20 protein-coding genes are annotated in these 25,354 nt (G+C 74.7%); 8 read left to right on the top strand and 12 right to left on the bottom strand.

All coding sequences use genetic code 11. The features are described 5' to 3' along the window. Positions 1 to 305 precede the first annotated feature (305 nt). Positions 306 to 2,591, top strand: coding sequence for a protein translocase subunit SecD (secD, locus tag ADL08_RS26070; RefSeq protein ID WP_053647104.1), 2,286 nt, complete (start codon positions 306 to 308; stop codon positions 2,589 to 2,591). A gap of 47 nt (positions 2,592 to 2,638) precedes the next feature. Here the strand turns inward: secD and ADL08_RS26065 are convergent, their stop codons facing one another. The 3 genes from ADL08_RS26065 to mgt form a co-directional block, all read right to left on the bottom strand. Continuing rightward, positions 2,639 to 4,387, bottom strand: coding sequence for a sulfatase (locus tag ADL08_RS26065; RefSeq protein WP_324615458.1), 1,749 nt, complete (start codon positions 4,385 to 4,387; stop codon positions 2,639 to 2,641). 14 nt (positions 4,388 to 4,401) lie between these two features. After that, positions 4,402 to 4,980, bottom strand: coding sequence for a PadR family transcriptional regulator (locus tag ADL08_RS26060; RefSeq protein WP_053647099.1), 579 nt, complete (start codon positions 4,978 to 4,980; stop codon positions 4,402 to 4,404). A gap of 133 nt (positions 4,981 to 5,113) precedes the next feature. Continuing rightward, the gene (gene mgt, locus ADL08_RS26055; RefSeq protein ID WP_053647097.1) at positions 5,114 to 6,310 is read right to left on the bottom strand and encodes a macrolide-inactivating glycosyltransferase; all 1,197 of its coding nucleotides are present in this window, start codon (positions 6,308 to 6,310) and stop codon (positions 5,114 to 5,116) included. A gap of 223 nt (positions 6,311 to 6,533) precedes the next feature. Here mgt and ADL08_RS26050 point away from each other — a divergent pair, with 223 nt between their 5' ends. From ADL08_RS26050 to ADL08_RS26040, 3 genes are all read left to right on the top strand, one after another. Further along, positions 6,534 to 7,301, top strand: a complete 768-nt coding sequence (locus tag ADL08_RS26050) for an NPP1 family protein (RefSeq protein ID WP_053647094.1) — start codon at positions 6,534 to 6,536, stop codon at positions 7,299 to 7,301. Positions 7,302 to 7,385: 84 nt separating this feature from the next. Next, positions 7,386 to 9,362, top strand: coding sequence for a CASTOR/POLLUX-related putative ion channel (locus ADL08_RS26045; protein WP_078968325.1), 1,977 nt, complete (start codon positions 7,386 to 7,388; stop codon positions 9,360 to 9,362). Positions 9,363 to 9,456: 94 nt separating this feature from the next. Next, entirely contained in the window at positions 9,457 to 9,900 is a 444-nt protein-coding gene (locus ADL08_RS26040) for an ATP-binding protein (protein WP_053647092.1), read from the top strand. 40 nt (positions 9,901 to 9,940) lie between these two features. On the opposite strand, the gene ADL08_RS26035 is transcribed toward ADL08_RS26040, so the two are convergent. Continuing rightward, on the bottom strand, positions 9,941 to 10,711 hold the full coding sequence (locus tag ADL08_RS26035) for a response regulator (protein ID WP_078968324.1): 771 nt from the start codon (positions 10,709 to 10,711) through the stop codon (positions 9,941 to 9,943). 106 nt (positions 10,712 to 10,817) lie between these two features. Here ADL08_RS26035 and ADL08_RS26030 point away from each other — a divergent pair, with 106 nt between their 5' ends. Then, positions 10,818 to 12,425 (top strand): sensor histidine kinase, encoded by a 1,608-nt coding sequence (locus ADL08_RS26030; protein WP_053647090.1) that lies wholly within the window; start codon positions 10,818 to 10,820, stop codon positions 12,423 to 12,425. Further along, the gene (locus ADL08_RS26025) at positions 12,422 to 13,624 is read left to right on the top strand and encodes a PP2C family protein-serine/threonine phosphatase (RefSeq protein ID WP_053647088.1); all 1,203 of its coding nucleotides are present in this window, start codon (positions 12,422 to 12,424) and stop codon (positions 13,622 to 13,624) included. The genes ADL08_RS26030 and ADL08_RS26025 overlap by 4 nt, the downstream gene beginning before the upstream one ends. 16 nt (positions 13,625 to 13,640) lie before the next feature. Here ADL08_RS26025 and ADL08_RS26020 read toward each other — a convergent pair whose 3' ends face one another. Continuing rightward, a complete protein-coding gene (locus ADL08_RS26020; RefSeq protein WP_053647086.1) occupies positions 13,641 to 14,402 on the bottom strand; it encodes a class I SAM-dependent methyltransferase in 762 nt (253 codons plus the stop codon). 136 nt (positions 14,403 to 14,538) lie between these two features. On the opposite strand from ADL08_RS26020, the gene ADL08_RS26015 reads away from it, so the two are divergent. Continuing rightward, positions 14,539 to 15,705 (top strand): alpha-hydroxy-acid oxidizing protein, encoded by a 1,167-nt coding sequence (locus ADL08_RS26015; protein WP_053647084.1) that lies wholly within the window; start codon positions 14,539 to 14,541, stop codon positions 15,703 to 15,705. A gap of 19 nt (positions 15,706 to 15,724) precedes the next feature. Here ADL08_RS26015 and ADL08_RS26010 read toward each other — a convergent pair whose 3' ends face one another. Continuing rightward, complete coding sequence (locus ADL08_RS26010) at positions 15,725 to 17,002, bottom strand: FUSC family protein (protein ID WP_053647082.1); 1,278 nt, start codon at positions 17,000 to 17,002, stop codon at positions 15,725 to 15,727. A 254-nt stretch (positions 17,003 to 17,256) separates the two neighbouring features. Between ADL08_RS26010 and ADL08_RS26005 the strand changes: the two genes are divergently transcribed. Next, the gene (locus tag ADL08_RS26005; protein ID WP_053647080.1) at positions 17,257 to 17,934 is read left to right on the top strand and encodes an HAD family hydrolase; all 678 of its coding nucleotides are present in this window, start codon (positions 17,257 to 17,259) and stop codon (positions 17,932 to 17,934) included. On the opposite strand, the gene ADL08_RS26000 is transcribed toward ADL08_RS26005, so the two are convergent. From ADL08_RS26000 to ADL08_RS25975, 6 genes are all read right to left on the bottom strand, one after another. Further along, positions 17,865 to 20,507 (bottom strand): helix-turn-helix transcriptional regulator, encoded by a 2,643-nt coding sequence (locus tag ADL08_RS26000; protein ID WP_078968328.1) that lies wholly within the window; start codon positions 20,505 to 20,507, stop codon positions 17,865 to 17,867. The genes ADL08_RS26005 and ADL08_RS26000 overlap by 70 nt on opposite strands. Positions 20,508 to 20,622: 115 nt before the next feature. Continuing rightward, positions 20,623 to 21,498 carry an alpha/beta hydrolase family protein gene (locus ADL08_RS25995; RefSeq protein WP_234352255.1) on the bottom strand — a complete coding sequence of 292 codons (876 nt, stop codon included), beginning with the start codon at positions 21,496 to 21,498 and terminating at the stop codon, positions 20,623 to 20,625. 149 nt (positions 21,499 to 21,647) lie between these two features. Further along, positions 21,648 to 22,478, bottom strand: coding sequence for an aldo/keto reductase (locus tag ADL08_RS25990; RefSeq protein ID WP_053647077.1), 831 nt, complete (start codon positions 22,476 to 22,478; stop codon positions 21,648 to 21,650). Positions 22,479 to 22,528: 50 nt separating this feature from the next. Next, positions 22,529 to 23,737 carry an MFS transporter gene (locus ADL08_RS25985; RefSeq protein WP_053647075.1) on the bottom strand — a complete coding sequence of 403 codons (1,209 nt, stop codon included), beginning with the start codon at positions 23,735 to 23,737 and terminating at the stop codon, positions 22,529 to 22,531. Positions 23,738 to 24,135: 398 nt separating this feature from the next. After that, positions 24,136 to 24,462 carry a DUF6087 family protein gene (locus tag ADL08_RS25980; RefSeq protein WP_053647073.1) on the bottom strand — a complete coding sequence of 109 codons (327 nt, stop codon included), beginning with the start codon at positions 24,460 to 24,462 and terminating at the stop codon, positions 24,136 to 24,138. Positions 24,463 to 24,691: 229 nt separating this feature from the next. Further along, the gene (locus ADL08_RS25975) at positions 24,692 to 25,306 is read right to left on the bottom strand and encodes a thioredoxin domain-containing protein (protein WP_053647071.1); all 615 of its coding nucleotides are present in this window, start codon (positions 25,304 to 25,306) and stop codon (positions 24,692 to 24,694) included. Positions 25,307 to 25,354 lie beyond the last annotated feature (48 nt).

Genomic DNA, 25,354 nt, shown 5'->3' with positions numbered 1-25,354 from the left:
GTTCCCGGCGGCGCCCGCCGCCCCCGCGGCCGCGGCCCTCGACCTCTCCCTCCCCCCGCGCGGCCTCCTCGCCGGCGATCCCCGCCGCGAGCGGGCGCCGCCCGGCGGGCCCCACGTCCCGAGGGACCCCCGGGGCCCTCCCCCCACCCGGCACAGCTGACGTTCCCCCGCGTCGCCGTCCGGGCCCCCGGCATGTCCACGGGCCGGTCGCCGACGCGCTTCCGACCGTACGTCCGGCACGGGAACGGCCCGCGCCCCCTCCGGGGCGGCGCCCGGCCGGCCCGTGCGCTGCCTGTGGAGTACCCATGTCCTCTCGTGCCGCGCTGTGGCGCGCGCTCCTCGCGCTCGCCGTCGTCGCGCTCTCCCTCTGGATCACCCTGACCACCCCGCCCCGCCTCGGACTCGACCTGCGCGGCGGCACCCGCATCGTCCTGCAGACCGAGGACGGCCCCATCACCCGCGCCGACGCCGCGGCCACCGACCGCGCCCTGGAGGTGCTCCGCAAGCGCGTCGACGGACTCGGCGTCGCGGAGCCCTCCCTCGCCCGCTCCGGCGAGCGCCGCATCGTCGTCGAACTCCCCGGCCTGCGCGACCCGCGCAAGGCCGCCGAGACCATCGGCCGCACGGCCCAGCTCACCTTCCACGCCGTCACCGGCGAGGCGGGCGGACCGGCCGGACCGGCCGCCGCAGACGGCACGCGCGTCCTCGCCGACCCCGACGCGCCCGGCCGCTTCCTCTCCCTGGCCGCCCCCGCCCTCACCGGCGACGGGGTCGAGAGCGCGGAGGCCGTCCTCGACACCACGAGCGTCCGGGGCTGGACCGTCGACCTCTCCTTCCGCGACCGGGCCGCGGGCGACTGGGCCCGGATCACCGGCGAGGCCGCCTGCGCCTCCCCCGGGGACCCGGCCCGCAGGGTCGCCGTCGTCCTCGACGACCGGATCGTCTCCGCGCCCGGCATGCAGACGGGCGTCCCCTGCGGGGCGGGCATCGGCGGCGGCTCCGCGCAGATCACCGGCGGCTTCTCCGGCCAGGAGGCCCGCGACCTCGCCGCGCTCGTCCAGGGCGGCGCGCTGCCCGTCCCCGTGACGACGGTCGAGCAGAGCACCGTGGGCCCGACGCTCGGCGCGGAGGCGATCCGGGCCAGCGCCCTGGCGGCGGTGATCGGCCTGGCCTGCACCGGGCTCTTCGTCATCGCCGTCTACCGGCTCCTCGGCCTCCTCGCCACCGTCGCCCTCCTGCTGTACGGCCTGATCTCGTACGCCGCCGTGGTCGCCCTGGGCGCCACCCTCACCCTGCCCGGCCTCGCCGGCTTCGTCCTGGCCATCGGCATCGCCGTCGACGCCAACGTCCTGGTCTTCGAACGGGCCAGGGAGGAGTACGCGGCCCTGGGCCGGTCCGCCGGGCGCGATCTGCGGCGGCCGGTGACGACGGCGTTCGGCAAGGTGTGGAGCGCGGTCGCGGACTCCCACGTCACCACCCTGCTCGCCGCCGGGCTGCTGTTCGTCTTCGCCACCGGCCCGGTCAAGGGCTTCGGCGTGACGCTCGCCGTCGGTGTCGTGACCTCGCTCCTCACCGCCATGGTGATCACCCGGCTCCTCGCCGACGCGGCGCTCCGGCTGCCCGCCGTGCGCCGGCGGCCGGCGGTGACCGGCATGGCCGGGCTCGGCCGTCTGCGGACCCGTCTGACCCGGCGCGTCCCGCGCCTGACGGCCCACCGCCGCCGCTGGCTGACCGGCTGCGCCGGCCTCCTCCTGGTGGCCCTCGCCGGGATCGGCGTCCGGGGCGTGGAGTTCGGCGTCGAGTTCACCGGCGGCCGGGTCGTCCAGTACGCGGCCGACCGCCCGGTGGACGCCGACGCGGCCCGCGCGGCCGTCGCGGCCGCCGGCTTCTCCGACGCCGTCGTGCAGACCACCGGCGACGGGGACGTGTCGGTACGGGTGAAGGAGACCGGCGACGGCGAGCAGCGGGAGATCCGGGAGGCGCTCACCGGGGTCGCCGGACCGGTGACGGTCGAGCGCGACGACCTGATCGGCCCGAGCCTGGGCAGCGAGCTGCGCACCCACGCCCTGCTCGCGCTCGGCCTGGCGGTCGCGGCCCAGCTCCTCTATCTGACCGTGCGGTTCCGCTGGACGTACGCGACGGCCGCCGTCGCCGCCATGGCCCAGGACGTCCTCCTGGTGATCGGCCTGTTCGCCTGGCTGGGCAAGCCGGCGGACAGCGTGTTCCTGGCCGCGCTGCTGACCGTCGTCGGCTACTCGGTGAACGACTCCGTCGTGGTGCTCGACCGGCTGCGGGAACTGCGGCGGCGCGGCGGCGTACCGCTGACCGACCTGGCCGACCGGGCGGTGGCCCAGACCCTTCCGCGCACGGTCAACACGGGCATGGGCGCGCTCTTCGTCCTGGTGGCGCTCGCCGTCCTGGGCGGGGACTCGCTGACGGACTTCTCGGTCGCGCTGCTGGCCGGTGTCGTCCTGGGCATGGCGTCCACCGTCTTCACCGCCGTCCCGCTGGCCGTGACCCTGGAGACCCGTCGTCCGGCCCCCGCCCCGGCGGCTCCCGCACCGCGCCGCCGTACGGGCGCCGTCGTCTGACCCCGCTCCCGTCACCCCGCCCGTACGGCGGGGTGACGGGGAGGCGTTCAGAGCTTCGCGAGCTCCTCCGCGACCAGCCGGAGCCGCTCGGCGGGCAGCATGCCGCCCGCCATGGCGGCGACGTCGATCAGCGGGGTCGGCCCCAGGAACTGCAGGAGCTCCGAGTCCGCGATCCCGGGCAGGTGCCGCCGGAGCACCTCCACCGCCACCGGATCGCCGATCAGCGCCGCCACCGGGGTCCGCAGGGACAGGCGCCCCTCCGGGTAGTCCTCGGCGCGCGGCAGCGGCAGCGAGGCCCGCCGGGCCTGCTCGCGCTGCGCCCGTACGAGCAGGTGATCCCCGGTCACCGGCCCCTCGGCGGGCAGTCCGAGCCGCGCGTACTGGCTCGGCGGCGCCTCCGTGGCGCGCATCAGCTCCACGAGCAGCGTCGCGAGCCGCAGCTCCGTCGCGTCGTCGACGACCGGGTCCAGCTGCTCGGGGTCCGTCTCCAGGTCGAACAGCAGGGTGCCGTGCTGGTACGGGTTGACGAAGGTCCGGCCCGGCATCCGCAGGGTGCGGACGCCCTTGGTGAAGCCGAACGGCTCGGCGAGCTCCAGGTCCGCCAGCTCGGCGGGCGTGAAGCGGCCCCGCATGTGCGTCGGCATCAGCGTGTGCTCCTCCAGCGGGGTGTTGGAGGCGGCGACGGGCGCCCGCATGTAGACGTACCGGCCGTCGGTGACGTTCACGTGCCCGCCGTGGATGCCGAAGAGCCCGGCCTCGCGCACGGCGGGGGACCCGGCGGCGAGGGGCAGCGGGGAGCCCTGCATGTCGTCCGGGCGTCCGACGCCGAAGAACTCCAGGAGCGTGGGGGCCAGGTCGACGGTCTGCACCAGGGCGTCGCGCCGCTCGCCCGCGCCGCCCGCGCGCGGGTCCCAGACGAACAGCGGCAGATGGACCAGCTCGTTGTACCAGGGCTGTACGGACTTGCCCCACCAGCCCTTCTCGCCGAGCAGCAGTCCGTGGTCGGTGTTCACGACCAGGAGCGTGTCGTCCCACAGTCCGTGCTCGTCCATGGCGTCCAGGACCCGGCCGAGCGAGTGGTCGCACATGGAGAGCAGGGCGGCGTACTCGTACCCGGCGTGCGCGACCTGCTCGTCGCTCTCCACGACCCGCTTGTAGTCGGGCCAGTCGAAGTGCGGCCCGTCGTAGGCGTGCGGGTAGAGGTCCTTGTAACGCTGGTGGCTGAAGAACGGCTCGTGCGGGTCGAAGGTCTCGATCTGCACGAACCAGCGGTCCTCGGCGCTGTTGGTGCGGATGAACTCCAGGCCCGCGTCGAAGGTGAGGGTCTGCGGGTGCAGGTCCTCGGTCGCCATGTGGGGCCGGTTCACCCAGTCCTGCCGGTAGACGGCCGAACGGATCCGCTTCAGGTCCTCGGGGATCTCCGGCTCCGCGACCTGCCCCTTCCACGGGTCGCCCTCCTGCCCCCGGAAGAACTCCCAGGTGCTGTACCGGCCGTGGTAGGTGGCGCCGCCGTCCTCCCAGTAGTGCGGGTGGTCGCTGGCGAGGTGGGTGTGGACGCCGTTCTGCTTGAGCAGCTCGGGCATCGAGTCGTCGAACGGTTCGAGCGGCCCCCAGCTGCGGTGCAGGAAGTTGTACCGCCCCGTGTGCAGTTCGCGGCGGGCCGGCATGCACGGCATCGATCCGGCGTAGGCCCGGTCGAAGGTCACCGCGCGCGCGGCGAGCCGCGCGAAGTTCGGGGCGTGCGTCCGCTCGCCTCCGTACGGCGGCAGCATCCGCCGGTTGAGACTGTCGAACATGACCATGATCGCCCTCATCGGACGGACTTCCCTTCTGTCGGGTCCGCGAGGAGGGTGCGCGTCCGTTCCAGCCACTCCACCCAGCGGTCCACCGAGGCGGCTCCGTACCGGTGCATCTCCTCGAAGACCCGCCGGGTCAGCTCCTGGTCCACCTCGGGCAGCGGGTCCTCGAAGACGAGGGTCCGGTCCCGGTCGCGGCTGCGGGCGATCTGCTCGCGCCGGTGGGCGAGTTCGGTGTCGATCAGCCGCAGGGCCGCCTCCCGCTCCAGGGAGGCGGCGAAGGCGAACCGGGTGAGGAAGTCCGGGTCCTGGAAGCGGCCGGTCGGCTCGTACGGGGAGCGCACCCAGGTGAGGAGGGCCTCGCGGCCCACCTCCGTCAGCCGGTACACCTTGGCGTCCGGCCGTCCCTCGCGGGGGTCGACCCGGTAGTCCACCAGGCCGTCGGCGACCATCCGGCCGAGGAGCCGGTAGATCTGGCTGTGGTGGATCCGCGAGCGGATGAACCGCCCCTCCGTCTCGACCCACTTGAGCAGGTCGTACCCGGAGAGGGGACGGAACGACAGCAGGGCGAGCAGCCCGTACTCCAGGGCCATGCCTCCTCCTCGCCGACTATGTGCGGAATCACGTATGTGCCTTGATTCCTATCGGTGCCGGGGAGGAGGGGCAACGGCTCCGGCCGCCTGTTGGCGAGGCGTTCACAATCGGCGCGCCGGGAGGGCCGGGAGGTCAGCCCGGCAGCTCCGCCTCGATCAGGTCGGCGGCGTGCCGGGTGCCGCCCTCGCGGGCCATCGACTCCTGGATCTCGCGCGCGCGGCGGGCCACCTCGGGATCGCCGGCGAGCGCGAGGACGGCCTCCCGCAGCCGCTCGGGGGTCACCTCCGCCAGCGGCAGGTGGCGCGCCACGCCCAGGGACCGGAGCATGTCGGCGTTCCCGAACTGGTCGGTGGCCAGCGGCACGGCCACCATGGGGGTGGCGGTGGCCAGGCCCTCCTGGCTGCCGCCCGCGCCCGCGTGGGTGACGAAGGCGTCGGCCTGCCGCAGGATCGACAACTGGGGCACCCAGGAGTGCACTTCGACGTTGTCCGGCAGGGCGCCGAGTTCGGACGGGTCGACGAACTTGCCGATCTGCAGGACGACGTGCCAGCCCGGCAGGTCGCCGAAGGCCTCGACGCAGGCCCGGTAGAAGCCGGGCTGCTTGGTGAAGGCGGAGCCCAGGGAGACCAGGAGCACCTTCTCCGCGCCGGCCGGCCGCCGCCACTCGCCCTGGTCGGCGCGCTCGCCCTGGCAGGCGCCGACGAAGGTGTAGACGGACTCGTCGACCCGGTCGGCCTGCGGCTGGAGGACGCGCGGGATGAGGACGACCGCGCGGCGCGGCCGGGCGACGAACCGGTCGGGGTGGGTGTCGACGCCGTGTCCGGCGAGCCACTCCTCGAACCGGGCGTAGTACGCCTTGCCGCGCGGCGAGGCCTTGAGTTCGGCGTACATCGGCGCGGCGACCTCCTCCTCGTACCCCTCCCACGGCACGAGGTTCGGCCAGAGGGAGACGGCGGGGACGCCCCACGTGTGGGCGAGGACGGGGGCCGGGTACGAGGTGATGTCGTGGAGCACCAGGTCCGGCCGGTCCCCGTCGAAGGCCTCGGCGAGCTGGGGGAGCGCCTGCACGGCGTCGGCCAGGAACGGCTCGATGTTGTCGATGAGTTCGGTGCCCCAGGCCTCCGGGTCCGCGTCGGTCGGCAGCGTCGAGGTGTAGACGACGGGGGTGGCCCCGGTCTCGGCGACCTTGGCGGCGAAGGAGGCGGGGACGGCGTAGCTGACGCGGTGGCCCCGGGCGACGAGCTCGCGGATGACCTCCAGACTGGGGTTCACGTGGCCGTGGGCGGCGATGGAGAACATGGCGATGTGGGCGGGAGAAGCGGTGGTCATGACGATCACCTTAGACGAGACGATACGTATCGTCTAGATGTTTTGACGAAAAGGCGGGCGCGCCGGTCCGGTGCCCGACGGGCGGCGTTCACCGTCCGGAGCGGTGGACGTCTCCCCATATTGACGCGGTCATGTCACGATGACGCGTGCCGTGCGGCGCCCCGCGACGCCGTACGGCCCCCGCACGCCACCGCCCGACGCCGTCCGACCCAAGGGGACGCAGTTGAAGACACCCGCGTACGCCGCCCGGGGCGCCCTCGCCCTCGCCGGCGCCCTCGCGCTGGTCATCGCCCTCCCGAGCAGCGCGCTCGCCGCACCGCCCCCCGCCCTGCCCGGCAACGCCGACGCACTGGAACAGGCCTTCCAGCCCGCCTTCGACTACGACACGGACGGCTGCTACTCCACCGCCGCGATCGGCCCCGACGGCACGCTCAACGGCGGCCTCAAGCCGTCCGGCGCCCTCAACGGCCAGTGCCGCGACGCCTCCGACCTCGCCGGCACCAACGGGTACTCCCGCGCGAAGTGCAACAACGGCTGGTGCGCGATCCTCTACGCCCTCTACTTCGAGAAGGACCAGGCGGTGGCCGGCAGCGGCCTCGGCGGACACCGCCACGACTGGGAGCACGTCGTGGTGTGGGTGCGCGACGGCCGGGCGGAGTACGTCTCCACCTCCGCCCACGGCGACTTCGACACCTACGCCCGCGACCGGATCCGCTGGGACGGCGACCACCCCAAGGTCGTCTACCACAAGGACGGCATCGGCACCCACTGCTTCCGCCCCGCCGGCACCGACGACGAACCGCCCGAGAACCACCGGCGCACCTGGCAGTTCCCGACCCTGGTCGGCTGGAACGGCTACCCCGCCGGCATCCGCGAGAAGCTCGTCGCGGCCGACTTCGGCAGCGCGCACTTCGGCCTCAAGGACGGCAGCTTCGCCGCCCACCTCGCCAAGGCCAAACCCGCCGGGATCACCTTCGACCCGAACGGCTGACCCGACCCCCTCCGGTCGCTCACGAAGGGATGAATCCCCGGCGATGGCGCCCCGCCGGACGCGGCGGGGCGCCACGCTGCCGACGTGCGCAGAGAAGGCAACAAGGTCGTTCCCGGACAACGGAACGCCCCACGGGCACCCGGAACGGGCCGGGCCGCGAACACCCGGCCCCGGCCGCCGTACCCGGCCCCCTCCGCGGAGGCGCGCCTCCGCTACTGGTTCGACACCACCCTCGCCCGCGGCATACCGGCGCTCTGCGGCTGGCTCGCCCTCGGCTGCCTGGCGCTCGTCGTCCCCGTCAGCGCCCTCCTCGTGTGGACCGACCAACGCGCCCCCGCCACCCTCGGGTCGAGGATCGCGGCGGTCTGGCGCAGCACCGGACAGACCATGCGCCTGGGCGGCGAGGTCGGACCGCCCCTGCGCGTCGTCCTGTCCGTGCTCCTCGCCCTCATCGCCCTCCTGTACGTCTCCACCCTGGTCAGCCTGATCACCACCGGCCTCACCGACCGGCTGATGGCCCTCGACCGGGGCCGGGCCGTGATCCTGGAGCGCGGCCACACCGTCGTCCTCGGCTGGTCCGAACAGATCCCGACCGTCGTCTCCGAACTGGCCGCCGCCCACACCGACCGGTACCGCCGCGTGATCGCGGTCCTCGCCGACCGGGACAAGGCCGCCATGGAGGAGGACCTCCACACCACCGCCCGCGCCACGGGCCGCACCCGCGTCCTGTGCCGCACCGGCCGTCCCGCCGACCCCGTCGCCCTCGCCCGGGTGAGCCCGGCCACCGCGGACTGCGTCCTCGTCCTGCCGCGCGACGACCCCCGGGACGACGCCGAGACCGTCAAGACCCTGCTCTCCCTCTCCGCCTCCCTGGGGGAGGACCGGCGGGTCCGCGTCGTCGCCGCCGTCCGCGACGACCGCCACCTCGCCGCCGCCCGGCTGGCCGGCGGCCCCCGGACCACCGTCCTGGACGTGGACGACATCTCGGCCCGGCTCGTCGTCGACTGCGCCCGGCAGCCGGGACTCTCCCTCGTCCACCAGGAACTCCTCGACTTCGCCGGACACGAGTTCCACACCCTGCGCGACCCCCGCCTGCCCGGCCTGACCTTCGAGGAGGCCGCCGGGGCCTGCCCGGAGTCCATCGCCGTCGGCATCGCCCACGACGACGGGACCGTGGCGCTCAACCCGCCCCTCCCCGCCCGGTTCCGGGACGGCGACGGCCTCCTCGTGATCGCCCGGGACGCGTACTCCACCCGGCTGGCCGACCTCTCCGTGCCCCACGACCCGAGGGCCCTCACCCCCGCGCCGCACCCGGCCCCCGCCCCGGCCGAACGGATCCTCCTCCTCGGCTGGAACCGCAGGGCGCCCCGGATCGCCGACCAGCTGTCACGCCGTACACCGCCCGGCTCGACCCTCGACGTCGTGGCCGGTCCGCGTGGTGCGACGGCCGCCGCCGTCCGGTCCGTCGCCGCGGCCCTCGCCCCCCGCATGCCGGTCCACCACCACCCCGGCGACCCCGCGCTGCGGTCGACGACGGACGCCCTCGACCTCACCGGCTACGACGTGGTGATCGTGCTCGGCCCCGACCCCCGCCCCGGCCGCGGCGACCCGGACGACCGGACGCTCGTCACCCTCCTCCACCTGCGGGCCAGGGAGGAGGAGAGCGGCCACCACGTGCCCGTCGTCACCGAGATGGCCGACGACCGCAACCGGCTGATCGCGCCCCGGGCCTCCGGAGCCGACTTCGTCGTCAGCGGCAGGCTCGTCGGCCTCCTCATGACCCAGATCTCCCAGAACCCCCACCTGACCGCCGTGTTCGAGGAACTCCTCTCCCCGGCCGGCAACACCCTCCACCTCCGCCCGGCCGCCCACTACGTCACCACCGGCCGGACGACCTCCTTCGCCGCCGTCGCCGCGTCGGCCGCCCGCCGCGGCGAATGCGCCATCGGCTACCGCTCCGCGACCGCGCCCGGCCACGGAACGCGTCTCAACCCGCCCAAGACCCGCGTACGGTACTGGCACGCGCGGGATCAGGTCGTCCTCATCGCGCCGGGCGACTGACCCCCGGATCGGCCCTCTCGGCCGCATCCGGGAACACCTAGGGTGGACACGACGTCATGGCGGGTGGACGCGCGCGTGAACACGGGGGGAAACGATGACGACGAAGGCCGGCGACGGCGACGACTGTGCCGTGCCCGAGGGCGGCCTCATGCAGGTCGGCTACGCGTGGGACGAGGGGGAGGGACTCACGGCCGAGGCCCGCGACCACGCCACCGCCTTCCTGGAGAAGGCCCGCACCGTCTGGGGCGTGCCCGTCTCCGCGCGCGCGACGGAGCTGACGCGGCTGGTCGTCAGCGAACTGGTCACGAACGCCCGCAGGCACGCCCCGGGCCCGGTCCTGCTGCAACTGCGCATCGTCGCCGGGACCGTGGACGTGGTGGTGTGGGACAGCGAGCCCACGGTGCCGGAGGCCCACGCCGCCGATCCGGACCGGATCGGTCAGCACGGCCTGGAGATCGTCAAGGCCGTCGCCCAGGACCTCCGCGTCCGGCGGGAGCCGGTCGGCAAGCGCATCACGGCCCGCATCGACCTGGCCTGAACCCGCTCCTCCCGGACGCGGGGAGCGCGGCCCGGCGCCGTCAGGGGCGCGGCCGGGCGGCGGTGTCGAGGTAGAAGGCGTCGATGCTCTGGACGGCCTGCTCGAACTCCTCCAGGTTGACCGGCTTGGTCACATAGGCGTTGGCGTGGCTGCTGTACGCCCCGGTCACGTCGTCGGGCGCCGTCGACGTGGTCAGGACGACCACGGGAATGGTCTGGAGGCTCTCGTCGGACTTGAGGACCTTCAGCAGCTCCCGGCCGTTCATCCGGGGCATGTTCAGGTCGAGGACGATGAGGTCGGGCCGTGCGGTGTTCGGGTCGCGCAGGTGTTCGAGGGCGGCGACCCCGTCGGTGACCTGGACCAGATTGCGGGCCCCGCGCTCGGAGAGTGCCTCCTCGATGAGCATGGCGTCGGCGACGTCGTCTTCGACGAGCAGGACGTCGAAGGGGCGGGCGGGGGTGGTCATGATCGGTTGCTCCGTGGGTTTGTCGTGTGAGTGGTCGAAGAGCCCCGGCCAGCGGCGGCGGGCGCCCTGGCGGGTCATGCCGCAGGCCGCGCCGATCTGCGGATAGCCGGCTCCCGCGCGGGCGGCGGCCGTGACCGCCTCCTGCTGGAGCCGTTCGGCGGCCTTCTGGACGTGGTCCAGGACGTGGAGCAGGGCCAGGGCCTGCGCGCGGTCGTCCGGTGCCGGGCGCGAGTGATCGTTCAGGAGACGCTGGACGAGGCGCTGCGCGAGCTCGCCGACCGCCGTCTCCGCGGCGGCGGCCGTTTCCTGCGGAGTGGTCCGCAACACGAAGTTCTTGCCTGGCACACCCGGCACTCTAGGTCCCCGGGCAGCCCGGCGACAACAACCGTTGTCGCCCATTACAGTGATCGCGCCGCACCTTCGCGGCTGTCGCAGCAGAGGAGTCCGCACCATGACCGGCGATGGGAAGCGATCGCGTGAGCGGGGACTGTCCGCATGGACGACCCGGCGGTGGCTTCGCGTGGGCGCGGCCATATCCCTGGTCGTCCTGACCCTGCTCGGAGTGACGGGCGGCTGGATCCTCTCGCGCACCGAGTCGCTCAGCAAGGAACTCGTGGACGTGCGGTCCCCCGCGCTCACCACGGCCATCCGGCTGGAATCGGCCGTCCTCAACCAGGAGACCGGGATCCGCGGCTACGGGCTGACCGGCAACCCGGACTTCCTCGCCCCCTACCGGGAGGGGGTCGCCGAACAGGAGTCGCGGACCGCCCAGCTCTCCGGGCTCCTCGCCGGCGACCGGGCCGCCCTGGCCGACTTCGAAACCGTGCGCGTGGCCGTGACCGCCTGGCAGGAGCGGATCGCGCGACCGATCGCCGCCGCGCCGCCCGGCTCGTCCTCGCCGCTGGCCGTCCAGCGGGCGGCCGAGGGCAAGGAGAGCTTCGACACCGTGCGCGCCGCCCTGGGCGAGCAGCAGGAACGGCTGCGCGCGGAGCGCCTCCGCACCAGGGACGAGCTGATGAACACGATGGGCGTCCGGAACTGGGTGTTCGGCGCCATCGCGATCCTCATCGCCGTGCTGACGGCCCTGATCTTCGAAGGGCTGCGCCGGGGCATCAACGAACCCCTCGACCGGCTCGGCGCGGATGCCCGCGCCATCGCCGGCGGCGACTTCGAGCACCCCATCACCCCGTCCGGCCCCGCCGACCTGCGGCGCCTCGGCGAGGAGATCGACTTCATGCGCCGCCGCCTGGTGCGGGAACTCGCCTTCACCGAGGAGGCGCGCCTGCGCCTCGACGCCCAGGCCGCGGACCTCCAGCGCTCCAACGCCGAACTGGAGCAGTTCGCGTACGTGGCCTCGCACGACCTCCAGGAGCCGCTGCGCAAGGTCTCCAGCTTCACCCAGCTCCTCCAGCGGCGCTACGGAGGACAGCTCGACAGCCGGGCCGACCAGTACATCGACTTCGCCGTCGACGGGGCGAACCGGATGCAGGTCCTCATCAACGACCTGCTCGACTTCTCCCGCGTCGGACGCCTGCACAACGCCCACCAGAGCGTCGACCTCGACGAGGTCCTGGAGCGGACCCTGTCCGCACTGAGCGTCGGCATCGAGGAGTCCGGGGCGAAGATCACGCACGACCCGCTGCCGGCCCTGGTCGCCGACCCCACCCAGATGGGGATGCTCTGGCAGAACCTGATCGGCAACGCGGTGAAGTTCCGCCGCCCGGACGAAGCGCCGAGGATCCGCGTCACGGCGGCCCGGGAGGGCGAACTGTGGCGGTTCACCGTCACCGACAACGGCATCGGCATCGCCCCGGAGTACGCCGACAAGGTCTTCGTGATCTTCCAGCGGCTGCACACCAAGGACGTGTACTCCGGCAGCGGCATCGGCCTCGCCATGTGCAAGAAGATCGTCGAGTTCCACGGCGGCACCATCGCCGTCGACACCGAGTACCGCCACGGAGCGCGCATCACCTTCACCCTGGCGACCGAGCCGCCGCAGACCCCCGAACCGGCCGCCCTGCCGCAGGCCGTCCGCTCCGGCACGGAGCCGACGCGATGACCACCACCGCGATCGGCCGGGCCCCGGCGCCCCACGAACCGACGTACCGCATCCTCCTGATCGAGGACGACCTCGGCGACGCCCTGCTCGTCGAGGAACTCCTCCACGACACGGGACTGCGCTTCGAGCTGACCACCCGGACCACCCTGGCCGGGGCCCGCGCCGAACTGGCCGGCACGCCGATCGACTGCATCCTCCTCGACCTGCACCTGCCCGACGTGTCGGGCACCGACGCGGTCACCACGGTCCGGGCCATGGCCCCGCACACCGCCGTCATCGTCCTGACCGGCCTCGCCGAGGCGCAGGCGGGCCCCGACGCCATGGCCGCCGGAGCCCAGGACTACCTCGTCAAGGGAAAGGTCGAGGCGGACCTGCTGCACCGGACGGTCCGCTACGCCGTCTACCGCAGCGAGACCGAACGCGCGAACTCCGAAGCCCAGGCCGCCCGGCTGCGGGCCGAGGAGAACGCCCGCCTGGAGCGCGGCCTGCTGCCCCAGCCGATCCTCGACACCTCCACGGTGAAGGTGACCTCCCGCTACCTGCCGGGCGCCACCCTGGCCCTGCTCGGCGGGGACTTCCTCGACGTGGTGGAGGGCGACGACGGACTGCTGCACGCCGTCGTCGGCGACGTCAGCGGACACGGGCCCGACGCCGCCGCGCTCGGCGTCTGCCTGCGGATCGCCTGGCGCTCCCTCGTGCTCGGCGGACACCGCGGCGACGACCTGCTGCACCTGATGGAGCGCATCCTGCTCGCCGAGCGCGGAGGCCAGCAGATGTTCGCCACCTGCACCCTCCTCACCCTCGACCAGAACGCCGGCACCGCCACCCTGCACCTCGCCGGCCACCACGAACCGCTCCTCACCACGCCCGGGGGGACCCGGGAGCTGGACGCCGCCCACGGCATCGCCCTGGGCATCTTCCCCGGCCCCCACCGCTGGCCCCCCACGGTCGTCCCGCTCCCCGCCACCGGCGCCCTGACCCTCTACACCGACGGCCTCACCGAGGGCCACAGCGGGACGACGAACGAGCGGCTCGGCGTCGAGGGACTGCTCGACCTGATCGCGACCCTGCCGACGGAGGACCCGGACGTCCACGTCGACCTCCTCATCAAGGAGACCCACGCGCGGAACGCCGGCCGGCACTCCGACGACCTCGCGGTCCTGCGCCTCGACTGGGGGCTCCCGCCGGCGCGCGCCTGAGCGGGGCCCGCGCCCGTCACGCGGCGGGCCTGCGCGCCTCGATCAGGGTCCGGGCGGAGTGGGCGACGAACGGCCCCTCCGCGCGGATCCGGGCGTCGAGGTCGCGCAGCCGGGACAGATGGGCGTCGACCGTGAACCCGGGCACGATCCAGACCACCTTGCGCAGGAACCAGACGACCGCGCCGATGTCGTGGAACTCCATCCGCAGCCGCTCGGTGCGCAGGTCCACCACGTCGAGCCCGGCCGCCCGCGCCGCCGCGGCCTCGTCGTCGGGGTGACGCGCCCGGGCGGCCTCCGGCTGCGGCCCGAGGAAGTGCTCCACCACCTCCCAGACGCTGGCGGGTCCGACGTGCTGGGCGAGGTAGGTGCCGCCCGGCCGCAGGACGCGGGCGATCTCCGACCACCACACGGTCGCCGGGTGCCGGCTGGTGACGAGGTCGAAGGCGGCGTCCCCGAAGGGCAGCGGCGGCTCGTCGGGATCGGCGACGAGCACCACCCCGCGCGGGTGGAGCAGTGCGGTGGCCCGGGCGACGTTCGGGGGCCACGACTCGGTGGCGGCCATCGTCGGCGGCAGCACCGGAACCCCGGCCAGGACCTCGCCGCCGCCCGTCTGGACGTCCAGTCCGGCCGAGGCGGTGGCCAGCCGGTCGGCGAGGAGCCGGTGGTATCCCCAGGAGGGGCGCCGCTCGGTCGCCCGCCCGTCGAGCCAGGAGAAGTCCCAGCCGTCGACCGGGGCCGCGGAGGCCTCCGCGACGAGTTCTTCGAAGGTGCGTGTCATCCCCTCATCATCCGCCGGGCGGCCCGGACGGGAGACATGGGCCCGACCCATGGTCACGGAGGCCCGCGACGGGCACCCTGGACGGCACCACGGCGGGCGGCCCGGGCGCCCGCCCCCGATAGGAAGGGACGGGCCCATGCCCCCGCACTTCGGCGACTACCAGAACGAGATCTACTTCGAGGGCCTCTTCGGCACCGTCCCCGCGCTGCCGATGACCTTCGCCGAACTGGAGTCGAAGGCGCGGTCGGCACTGCCGCCCTCGCTGTGGTCGTACGTGGCCGGCGGCGCGGGCGACGAGTACACCCAGGAGGCCAACGCCACGGCCTTCCGCAAGTGGGGGCTCGTCCCGCGCATGATGGTGGGCGCCGCGCGGCGCGACCTGTCGGTCGACCTCTTCGGCATGACACTGCCCTCGCCGCTTTTCATGGCCCCCGTCGGCGTCATCGGCCTCTGCGCCCAGGACGGACACGGCGACCTGGCGACCGCCCGCGCCGCCGCCCGCACCGGAGTGCCGATGATCGCCTCCACGCTCACCGTCGACCCCCTGGAGGAGGTCGCCGCCGAACTCGGCGACACCCCGGGCCTCTTCCAGCTCTACACGCCCACCGACCGGGCCCTCGCGGAGAGCCTGGTGCACCGCGCCGAGGCGGCCGGCTTCCGGGGCGTCGTCGTCACCCTCGACACCTGGATCACCGGCTGGCGCCCCCGCGACCTCGCCACCAGCAACTTCCCCCAGCTGCGCGGACACTGCCTGGCCAACTACACCTCCGACCCCGTCTTCCGGGCCCGGCTCCCCAAGCCCCCCGAGGAGGACCCGCGCGCCGCCGTCGTGGAGTGGGCGGGCGTCTTCGGCAAGCCGCTCGTCTGGGACGACCTCGCCTGGCTGCGCTCCCTCACCGACCTGCCGATCCTCCTCAAGGGCATCTGCCACCCCGAGGACGTCCGCCGCGCCCGGGACGGCGGGGTCGACGGCGTCTACTGCTCCAACCACGGCGGACGCCAGGCCAACGGCGGCCTGCCCGCCCTCGACGCCCTGCCCGGGGTGGTCGAGGCCGCCGACGGCCTGCCCGTCCTCTTCGACTCCGGCGTCCGCACCGGGGCCGACGTCGTCAAGGCCCTGGCCCTCGGCGCCACGGCGGTCGGCGTCGGCCGCCCGTACGCGTACGGACTCGCCCTCGGCGGTACGGACGGCGTCGTCCACGTCCTGCGCTCGCTCCTCGCCGAGGCCGACCTGATCATGGCCGTCGACGGCTATCCCGCCCTCGCCGACCTGCGCGCCGACGGAGCCCTGCGCCCCGTCTGACCCGCGCCGGGGGAGGAGGTCAGGAGGAGCGGCGCGCGCGGCGTCCCGCGAGGGAGGCGACCTTGCGCCGCCGCTCCTCGCGCAGGCGCGTGTGCCGGTCCAGCTCCTCCATGAGACGGCGGCCCCGGTGGTCCGGGTCCAGCTCGTTCAGGACGCGGTCGACCTCGGCGAGCAGGGCGCCGTACAGCTGCCAGCGCTCCGGGTCGTCCGCCGCCTCCGTCCTCAGCATCCCGGCGGCCCGGTCACGGGCCTCGCGGGCCGCCTCCAACTGCTCGGCGAGACGGTTCTCCGCCGTCTCCGCGCCGGAGCTGGAGTGCGAGGTGACCAGGACCGCGAAGCTCACCAGGGTGTCCCCGAGGTGCCGCACCGCCTCCTGGAGGGTGCGGGCCGTCTCCGGCCGGAAGAGCACCGCCCCGTCCCGCTCCCGGGCCAGGTCCGTCAGGGTCCGGGTCAGGACGCGCAGCACCACGGCGGAGATCTCCAGGGTGTCGAGCCCCGTCCGCAGCACGATCCGGTGCAGCAGCCCCTCCTTCACGCGAGGATTCAGCCGCAGGCTGTCCTCCGCCTGCCGCAGGGCCGCGTCCACGTCCGCGACGTCGTTGTCCAGGCGCCGCGCCTCGTAGAGCCGCGCCGCCGCCAGGTCCACGGACGTCGGCCCGTCGAAGTCGCCGAACGGATCGGGCTCGCGGGGCACGTCGGGATCCGTCAGCTCCTCGCCGAGGCCCAGGAGCAGCTGGCGCATCCGCCGGGCCAGGTCCACGATCGAGTCCCCGGCGGTGTCCACCCAGACCGGCGGGACGAGCACCATGTTGAACACCATGCCGACGATCGCGCCGATCAGGGTCTCCAGGACGCGGTCCCAGGCCGTGTCGGCGACCTGGGTGACGCCGAGGACCAGCATCGCGCTGATCGCCACCTCGGCGACGAACTCCTCCACCCGGACGAACCGCCCCACCACCAGGGCCGCGAGGATGACCATCGCGAGGCTCCACCACGTCAGACCGACGAGCACGCTGAACGCGATGGCGATGAGGACGCCGACGACGACGGAGTTCACCCGCCGCAGACTCGTCACGAGCGTCGAGTACAGCGTCACCTGCACCACGAGCAGCGCGGTCAGCGGCGCGGTCAGCGGCGCCGGTTCGGAGCTGAGCTGGAGGGCGACGACGTACGAGATCGTCGCCGCCGCGGTGGAACGCAGGGTCTGGACCACGAAGGGGTCCCGCCGCTGGCGCTCCCACCACTGCCACAGGCGCCCTTGGCGCAGCGGGGCGAGCGATACGGAGCGGTGGGGCATGAAGTACTCCTCCTCCGGTGGGCGAGGGACGCGTCCCGGGTCGGGCGCGATCTTGTGCGCGCCTACCCGCCCGACGCCTCCGCACCGCGATGCTCCGTGGTGCCGCCCCGCGAAGGCGTTCCGACGCGCCGACGGGCCCCGAGGAATCCCGCGGGCGGAGAGGTGACCGGGGCGGCGACTGAACGGAGGCGTTCCGGGTAGCCGCCGGGTGCCCGTCCCGCACCACACCCGTGCCCCGTGAGGAGATCCCGACCATGGACCGCGACCGCGCAGCGCTCTTCGACGTCGACGGAACCCTGGCCGACACCAACCACCTGCACACCGTCGCCTGGTGGGAGGCGCTCCGCCAGGGCGGCCACCGGGTCACCATGCACGCCGTGCACCGGTCCATCGGCCTGCCGGGCGGGCGGCTCCTCGACCACCTGCTCGGGCAGGACCGCGACCGGTCGGACGACGAGCGCCTGAGCACCGCGCACGACACCCTCTACGGGACGTACTTCGAGCGGCTCCAGGCCTTCGACGGCGCCGCCGACCTGCTGCGGAAGCTCGCGGGCGACGGCTGGAAGGTGGTCCTGGTGACCTCGGCCAGGAGCCGCGAGCTGACGGCCCTGCGCCGGGCGATCGACGCGGACGACGCGCTCACGGACACCGCCACCTCCGACGACGTCGACGAGGGCAAGCCCGCCCCCGACCCCGTCGAGCACGCCCTCTCCCTCGTGGGCGTGCCGGCCGACCGGGCCGTGTTCGTCGGCGACAGCGTCTGGGACATGAAGGCCGCCCGCCGCGCCGGAGTGGCCGTCGCCGGGGTGCTGTGCGGCGGCGTCCCCGAGGCCGATCTGACCGGTGCGGGCGCCATCGCCGTCTACGACGGCCCGGCCGACCTCCTCGCCCGGCTCGACACCAGCCCCTTCGCCTCCGTACCGCCGGCCTGAGCCGGGAGCCCGGCGCCGACCAGCCCCGGGAGCTCGACCCGGGAACGGATGCCCAGCCGGGCGAACACCCCCCGGAGGTGGTGGTCGACCGTGCGCGGGCTCAGCGTGAGCCGGCCCGCGATCTCCCGGTTGGTGGCGCCCTGCGCGGCGAGCCGGGCGATCCGCTGCTGCTGCGGCGTGAGCAGGCCCCACGCCGTCGGGTCGGCGGCCCCGCCGCCGGCGCCGCCGGTGGCGCGCAGCTCGGACCGGGCGTGGTCGGCCCAGCCGTCCGCCGCCGACCGCTCGAAGGTGACGAGGGCGTCCCGCAGCGGCCCCCGCGCCGCGCCCGGACGCCGCCGGAGCCGCAGCCACGTCCCGTACGCGAGGAGGGTCCGGGCCCGCTCGAAGTCGTTGCCGCAGCCGTCGTGGCGGCGGACGGCCTCACCGAACCAGTACGCCGCCTCCCCGCCCTCCCCGCGCTCTTCGCCCCGCGCGAGCAGCGCCCGGCAGCGGGCCAGCAGGGCCGGTGCCGCGCCGTCGACGCCGTACCCCGCCCAGACCGCGTACTCCGCGGCCGCCGCCCCGGCCTCGGCCGCCCGCCCCGCCGCGACGGCCGCCTCCACGAAGCAGGGCACCACCAGCATCCGCAGCGCGAAGTGACCGCCCCGGGGCCCGGCCCGGACGAGCGGAACGAGCCGCGCGGCCGCCTGCGCGGCCAGACCGCGCCCCAGCTCGGCCCGGGCCAGTGCCCACTCCGCGAGCGTCGCCGCCTGGACGAGGCCGTGCGGGCGCGCCGTGTCGAGGGCGAGACCCGCGTGCTCCGCCACCGCGTCACCGTCGCCCGCCACCGAGGCCACCAGGGCCAGGACGGCGTGCTGGTGGGCGGCGACGTTCCGCTGCCCGGTCGGCTCCGCCGCCCGCAGCCCCTCCCGGGCGGTGCGCGCGGCCCTGCTGTACCGCCCGTCCCGCAGCTCGGCGTACGCGAGGTGTTCGAGGGCGCGCGGCAGCAGGGCCGTACGGTGCTCCGCCCGGGCCCGGGCGAGCGCGCGGGCGTGCACCCGGGCCGCCGCCGCGGTGTCGCCGAGCACCAGCGCGGCCGACCCCGCCCGCAGCAGCAGCCGGGGGTCGTCCTCGGCGCCGTCCCGCGCGACCACTCGCGCCAGGGCCGGGCGGGCCTCGTCGAACCGCAGGGTCAGGGCGGCGCCGAGCCCGTCGAGGAAGTCGCGCTCCGTCCCCCCGGCGTCCCCGCCGCGGTCGAGCGCGACCAGGCACGCGTCGGCGTCGCCCCCGGCCCAGGCGGCCTCCATCGCGAGGAACCGGGCGTCGGACGCCTCGGCCGGCGCCCGGTCCCGCAGCAGCTCCGCCGCCCGCAGGAGCGCCTCGTGCGCGTCCATGACCGGCCCGTCCGCCAGCGCCGCCAGACCGCGCACGAGGTGCGAGCGGCCCCGGACCACGGGGGCGAGGGCGCGTACGGCGGCGGGCGGTCCGAGCCGGTCGGCGCGGTGGCGCTCGCCCCGGGCGAGCGCCGACGCCGTACGGGCCGCCCGGGGCACGTCCGCCCGCCGGGCCTCGCGGTGCCGGGAGGCCGGGGCCGCCGCGAGGACGGCCCGCCCGAGGAACGGGTCCTCGAAGCGGAGCAGCCCGTCGACGCGGCGCAGCAGCCCGTCCGCGACCAGACCGTCCAGCGGCTCCGCGGGGGTGCGGGTCGCCCGCGCGCCGTCGAGGACGGCGTCGACGGCGACGCCGGAGAGGCGGCGCGTCGCCGTGGCGGCGCCCTCCTCCCCGGTACGGCCCGCGAGCGCCACCACCGTGAGCAGCCGCCGGGAGTCAGCGGGCAGGTGCTCCAGGAAGCCGCCGTACACCTCGGTGAGGACCGCCCCGTCGACCGGCGGTTCCGGGAGGGGCGCGGTGCCCGCGAGCTGGGCGGCGCCGAGACGCCGTACCGCCGAGACGAGGACACCGGGATGCCCCGCCGCCTCCTCCACCAGGCGCCGTACGACCGGCGGCGCCGGGGGAGGGGCGGCCAGGTCGCCGAGGAGGGCCCGCGCGCCGTCCGGGCCGAGCCGCCCGAGCCGTACGGTCTCCGCCCCCGGCACACCGGGCGGCCGGTGGTGGCGGGCGGCCGACACGAGCCAGCGGGGTCCGGGGCGGCCCGGCAGGGGGCCCCGCCGCCACGCCGCGGCGAGCGCGGCCCGCGAATGGGCGTCCCAGAGGTGCAGGTCGTCCAGGCAGAGCAGGACCGGACGGTCCCCGAGGAGCCCGGACACGGCCACGGCGACGCCGTCCTCGCCCCGCGCGGTCCGCAGCGCCCGGCGGGCGTCCGTAGCCCCGGGCGCGAGGGCGGCGAACAGGGCCCGCGCACCGCTCCACGGCACCCGGTGGCCGGGCGCGGCGACCCGGTGGGCCGTGCCGGGGAAGTCGCCGGCCGCCCGGGCGAGCAGGGCGGAACGGCCCTCGCCGGGACCTCCGGTGACGAACAGGATCCCGCCGTCCCCGGTACCGGTGGGGGCCGAAAGGCGGGCCACCGCGGCGAGTTCGGCCGCGCGGTCGTACAGCCGCGGACCGGGGGCGGTGACGTGCGTCGCTCCGCTCACACCGGCCACGTTACCGATCCGTACGGTACGGAACGGCGGAAGGCCCCCGGGTCTGGGCGGCCGACCAGACCCGGGAGCCCCGCCCTGTGACGGCGCACAGGCGGTGCGGGGGCCGTCAGGAGCCGAGCGGGCAGCTGCCCCGGTACTCCTCGATCGTGAGGTCGGGCCGCGGCAGCGGGCAGAGGAACTGCTCGTAGCGGGTGTCGTCGTCGACGAAGCGCTTGAGCCACGCGATGCCGTACTTCGCGATCGTCGTGTTGGAGGTGTTCGGCGTGAAGTGCGTGGCGCCGTTCAGCTCCAGGTACGCCTTGTCGAGCGAGCCCGGCAGGCTCTCGTAGAAGGGCTCCGAGTGGGTGGCGACGGGCGCGACCGTGTCCCCGTCCGCGCCGATGACCAGGGTGGGCGTGGTGATCTCGGGCCAGGTCTTGTCCGTGTTCCAGCCGGTGAGGGGGACGGCCGCCTTGAGGGAGGGCCGGCTCTTGGCGGCTTCGAGGGCCCCTCCGCCGCCCATGGAGTGCCCCATCACCCCGAGGCGGCTCGCGTCGACCCGGCCCCGTACGGCGCTGCGCTGCGTCAGGTAGTCGAGCGCGGCGAGGAGCTGCCGGCCCCGGCTGTCGGGCTGGTCGAGGGTGGTGAGGGTGTCGATGGTGAACACCACGAACCCCTGCGAGGCGAGGCGGGGCCCGAGCCAGGCGATGGAGGACTGGTACGCGGTGAACCCCGGCGAGATCACCACCGCGCCGAAGGTGCCGTCGGCCGTGGACGTCGGGTAGTACAGGGTCCCGCCGCCGAAACCGGTGACGGCGAGGGAGGAGACGCCGGTCTGGGAGACGGCGTAGGGGCCCCGGAGCGCCTCCACGCTCGCCCGGGTCGGCGCGGGGCCGCGCTCGTACGGATTGGCGGCGGAGGCGTCGGCGGCCCGGACGCCGGGGGCGAGGAGCAGGGTGAGGGAGGCGGCGGTGGCGGCGGCCGCGGCAAGGTGTCGTCTCACGACGGAGTCGTCCTCTCGTGTCGTGGGGCGGCCGCCCTCCGACAGGAACGGAGAGCGGCCGGGTCCTGGACTGGCCCGGCCACTCTCCGCGTCCGGCGCCCGGCCGGCATCGGCAGAACCACCGGCCTCCGCCGCCGGTCCCGGCGGACTCAGTTCAGGGCGTCGGGGTCCGGCCCGGTGCGCAGGCCGCGGTCGAGGCCCGCGACCGCCGCCATCTCCTCCGGGGAGAGGACGAAGTCGAAGACGTCGAGGTTCTCGCGGATGCGGGCGGGGGTGACGGACTTGGGGATGACGACGTTCCCGAGCTGGAGGTGCCAGCGCAGCACCACCTGGGCGGGGGACTTCCCGTGCCGGGCGGCGATGCCGGCGACGACCGGGTCGGCGAGGACGGCGCCCTGGGCGAGCGGGCTCCACGCCTCGGTGGCGATCCCGTGGACGGCGTGCAGCTCGCGGAGCTCGCGCTGCTGGAGGCCGGGGTGCAGCTCGATCTGGTTGACGGCGGGCACGGGGCCGCCGCCGTCGAGCAGCCGCTCCAGGTGCGCGGGCTGGAAGTTGGAGACGCCGGCGGTGCGGACCCGTCCGTCCGCGACCAGCGTCCCGATGGCGCGCCAGGTGTCGAGGTACAGGTCGCGGGCCGGGGTGGGCCAGTGGATCAGGTACAGGTCGACGTGGTCGAGGCCGAGCTTGGCGAGGCTGTCGTCGAAGGCCCGCAGAGTGGCGTCGTAGCCCTGGTCGGCGTTCCACAGCTTGGTGGTGACGTACAGCTCGTCGCGGGCGATGCCGGAGTCGGCGAGCGCCCGGCCGACACCGGCCTCGTTCCCGTAGACGGCGGCGGTGTCCACGGAGCGGTACCCGGCGTCCAGGGCGTGGGCGACGGCGGTCGTGGTCTCGTCGTCGGGGACCTGGAAGACGCCGAAGCCGAGCTGGGGGATCTCGGTGCCGTCGTTGAGGGCGACGGTGGGCACGTGGGGGAGGGACATGGGGGTGCGGCCTTCTCTTGGAGTGGTTCGCCCGGGGCGGGGGAGGGGGGTCAGTGGTGTACGGGGACGCGGGCGCCGCCGTCGACGGCCTCGGGGGCGTCGGCGTCGGCCGCCGGGGCCCGGCGCTCCAGCGCGGCGGACCAGAGGGCGAGGCCGAGCGCGGCGGCGGCGAGGACGGCGCCGACCCAGTTCGGGGCCGTGTAGCCGAAGCCGGCGGCGATGACCGTGCCGCCGAGCCAGGCGGCGAGCGCGTTGCCGAGGTTGAAGGCGCCGATGTTGACGGCGGACGCCAGGGTCGGTGCGCCGTGGGCATGGTCGAGGACGCGCTTCTGCAGCGGCGGCACGGTGGCGAAGCCGAGCGCGCCGATGAGGAGGACGGTGAGCGCGGCGAGGACCTTGTGGTGCGCGGTCACGGTGAACAGCGCGAGCACGATCGCCAGGCCGCCGAGGGCCGCGTACAGCATGGGCATCAGCGCGCGGTCGGCGAAGCGGCCGCCGAGGAGGTTGCCGAGGAACATGCCGATGCCGAAGAGCACGAGCAGCCACGTGACGGAGCCGTCCGCGTAACCGGCGACGTGGGTCATCATCGGCGCGATGTAGGTGATCGCGGCGAAGACACCGCCGAAACCGAGCACGGTCATCGCCATCGCGAGCAGGACCTGGGGGTTGCGGAAGGCCTTGAGCTCACCGCGCAGACGGGCGCCTTCGGGGCGGGGCATGGCGGGCACGAGCCGGGCGATGCCGAGCAGCCCGACCACACCGAGCGCGGCGACGACCGCGAAGGTGGTGCGCCAGCCGATCGCCTGCCCGATGAAGGTGCCGAGCGGCACGCCGACGATGTTGGCGACGGTCAGCCCGGTGAACATGGTGGCGATGGCACCGGCCTTCTTGTCCGGCGCGACCAGCTCGGCGGCCACGACCGACCCGATGCCGAAGAACGATCCGTGGGCGAGCGAGGCGACCACGCGGCCGGTCAGCATCAGCCCGAAGCTCGGGGCGAGCGCGGAGAGCAGGTTGCCGACCACGAACAGGCCCATCAGCAGCATGAGCATCCGCTTGCGGCTCACCTTGTTGCCGAGGACGGTCAGCAGCGGCGCGCCGACGACGACACCGAGCGCGTAGCCGGTGACCAGCAGGCCCGCGGTGGGGATGGAGACGCCGTAGTCGGTGGCGATCCGAGGCAGTAGACCCATGATCACGAACTCGGTCGTCCCTATGCCGAAGGCCCCGACCGCGAGAGCGAGTAGCGCGAGCGGCATGGCTCGTCCCCTTCCGGAATTGATTGAACGATCCCTTTGCATGCTTCGACAATAATTGCATACGCGCTATATCTGCAAGCGCGGGTAGGTGGTGGGATCTGGTTTCTGCTGGTTGCGGGCGAAGCCGGCCCGAGGGTGTGGGGGGTGATGGGTGCTTCTGCGAGCGGGGAGCGGCCGGCCGTACCGCTTGTGCGGTCAGTGCGCAGGGGCGCGCGAACCTGACCGTTCTCCGGTTCGCGCGCCGTTTCGGAATCTCGGGGGCGGCGGCGGGCCGTGTCGTCGGTCATCCCGGCCGTTGGCGCCCGGTCGGCGACCGTCTACTCCCGCGGCCTGCTTCTGCGGCGCGCCTTCGCCGAGCGACGCCGGCGTGCAGTGACCGCCTTCGGGCGTCGGGTCGCCTACTGGTCCCGTTCCTCCGCCGAGGTGGGCTTTCGGTGTCGGCCCCGGCCCTCGCCCATCGAGGGCCGGTCCCGCTCGGCAGGCTTCGCCCGCTCGGGCGGCGGCGGGTGCGGAAGAGCCTGGGCGGCGGCCAGGCTCTCGACGACACCGACCACCTGCCACTCCGTGCCGGTCCACTCCTCGATCGCTCTCGGCGCGCCTGGGGCGACATGGGCCGCGCGGTGAGGGCCGTCGCCGAGCGGCACCGCGCGCCGCTTGCCCTTCGAGGCGGCCCGGCGCCCGTCGCGCCGGCGCGCCCACTCCTCCAGCGGTTCGTCATCCCGCATCCGGGCATCGTGGCCGAGGTGCGGTCCGGCCCGCCACCCTGTCCCTCGTACGGGTGATGACGCCCGGCACCCGGAGCCCGTTCGTCTGCCGGTGCTGTCGACCGTGGCTGGTCGAACTCCCGATCCACCGGAGACCGTCCCGGTCCCCGTCACGCGAGGAGTTCGGCCGGGGGCGTTCCGCCGAACGGGTGCCCCGGGTCGGCGGCGGGTCTCCCCGGCCGCCTCCGCCTCACCCCCAGCGTTCGGACAGTTGCGCGAAGAACGCCTCCGGTGTCACCGCGTAGCCGCCCGGGCCGAGCACCGCGACCGGTTCGCCGTCGGCGAGCACGGTCGGCGTGGCCTCGACCCCGCCGCGCTCGAAGGCGGCGGAGACGGCGCGCGCCCAGGGCAGGTAGACGCCCTCGGACACCTTGCCCGCGAACGCCCCGGTGGCCAGCCCCGGCACCTCTTCGGCCAGCTTGAGCAGCGTCTCCTCGTCGGCGAAGCCGTCCTCCTCCTCGGGCGGCTGCTCGGCGTAGAGCAGCCTCAGGTAGAGCGCGAACGGCCCGCTCCCCTCGTCCAGTGCCGCTCCCAGCGCGGCCAGGGCGTGCAGCGACCCGCTGCCGCCGCCGTCGTCGAGGAACGTCGCGAAGTGGTACTCGATCCGGAAGCGCCCGGCGTCGGCCGCCTCCCGGATCACCGTGCCCAAGCCGTTCTCCATCCGCTTGCAGTACGGGCAGCGCGGGTCCAGGTACACGCCGAGCACGTGCGTGGCGCCCTCGTCGCCGTAGCGCACGACGGTGTTGCCGGGGCCCGAGGTGTGCGCGGGAACGGTCGTCGCCCCGCCGGGGATGTCAGAGGTCATGTGGCCAGGCTGTGCCCGCCGCGCCGCCCGCGCAAAAGGGGCGCCCCG

The sequence above is a fragment of the Streptomyces sp. NRRL F-6492 genome (genome assembly GCF_001280125.1).
GTDB lineage: Bacteria > Actinomycetota > Actinomycetes > Streptomycetales > Streptomycetaceae > Streptomyces.
Note: the sequence above shows the minus strand (reverse complement) of the source record. Positions and strands in the feature narration are given on the sequence as shown.

Coding starts and splice junctions, on each gene's coding strand:
- secD (WP_053647104.1), top strand. CDS start 306: ATGTCCTCTCGTGCCGCGCTGTGGCGCGCGCTCCTCGCGCTCGCCGTC.
- ADL08_RS26065 (WP_324615458.1), bottom strand. CDS start 4,387: ATGTTCGACAGTCTCAACCGGCGGATGCTGCCGCCGTACGGAGGCGAG.
- ADL08_RS26060 (WP_053647099.1), bottom strand. CDS start 4,980: ATGGCCCTGGAGTACGGGCTGCTCGCCCTGCTGTCGTTCCGTCCCCTC.
- mgt (WP_053647097.1), bottom strand. CDS start 6,310: ATGACCACCGCTTCTCCCGCCCACATCGCCATGTTCTCCATCGCCGCC.
- ADL08_RS26040 (WP_053647092.1), top strand. CDS start 9,457: ATGACGACGAAGGCCGGCGACGGCGACGACTGTGCCGTGCCCGAGGGC.
- ADL08_RS26030 (WP_053647090.1), top strand. CDS start 10,818: ATGACCGGCGATGGGAAGCGATCGCGTGAGCGGGGACTGTCCGCATGG.
- ADL08_RS26025 (WP_053647088.1), top strand. CDS start 12,422: ATGACCACCACCGCGATCGGCCGGGCCCCGGCGCCCCACGAACCGACG.
- ADL08_RS26020 (WP_053647086.1), bottom strand. CDS start 14,402: ATGACACGCACCTTCGAAGAACTCGTCGCGGAGGCCTCCGCGGCCCCG.
- ADL08_RS26015 (WP_053647084.1), top strand. CDS start 14,539: ATGCCCCCGCACTTCGGCGACTACCAGAACGAGATCTACTTCGAGGGC.
- ADL08_RS26010 (WP_053647082.1), bottom strand. CDS start 17,002: ATGCCCCACCGCTCCGTATCGCTCGCCCCGCTGCGCCAAGGGCGCCTG.
- ADL08_RS26005 (WP_053647080.1), top strand. CDS start 17,257: ATGGACCGCGACCGCGCAGCGCTCTTCGACGTCGACGGAACCCTGGCC.
- ADL08_RS25990 (WP_053647077.1), bottom strand. CDS start 22,478: ATGTCCCTCCCCCACGTGCCCACCGTCGCCCTCAACGACGGCACCGAG.
- ADL08_RS25985 (WP_053647075.1), bottom strand. CDS start 23,737: ATGCCGCTCGCGCTACTCGCTCTCGCGGTCGGGGCCTTCGGCATAGGG.
- ADL08_RS25980 (WP_053647073.1), bottom strand. CDS start 24,462: ATGCGGGATGACGAACCGCTGGAGGAGTGGGCGCGCCGGCGCGACGGG.
- ADL08_RS25975 (WP_053647071.1), bottom strand. CDS start 25,306: ATGACCTCTGACATCCCCGGCGGGGCGACGACCGTTCCCGCGCACACC.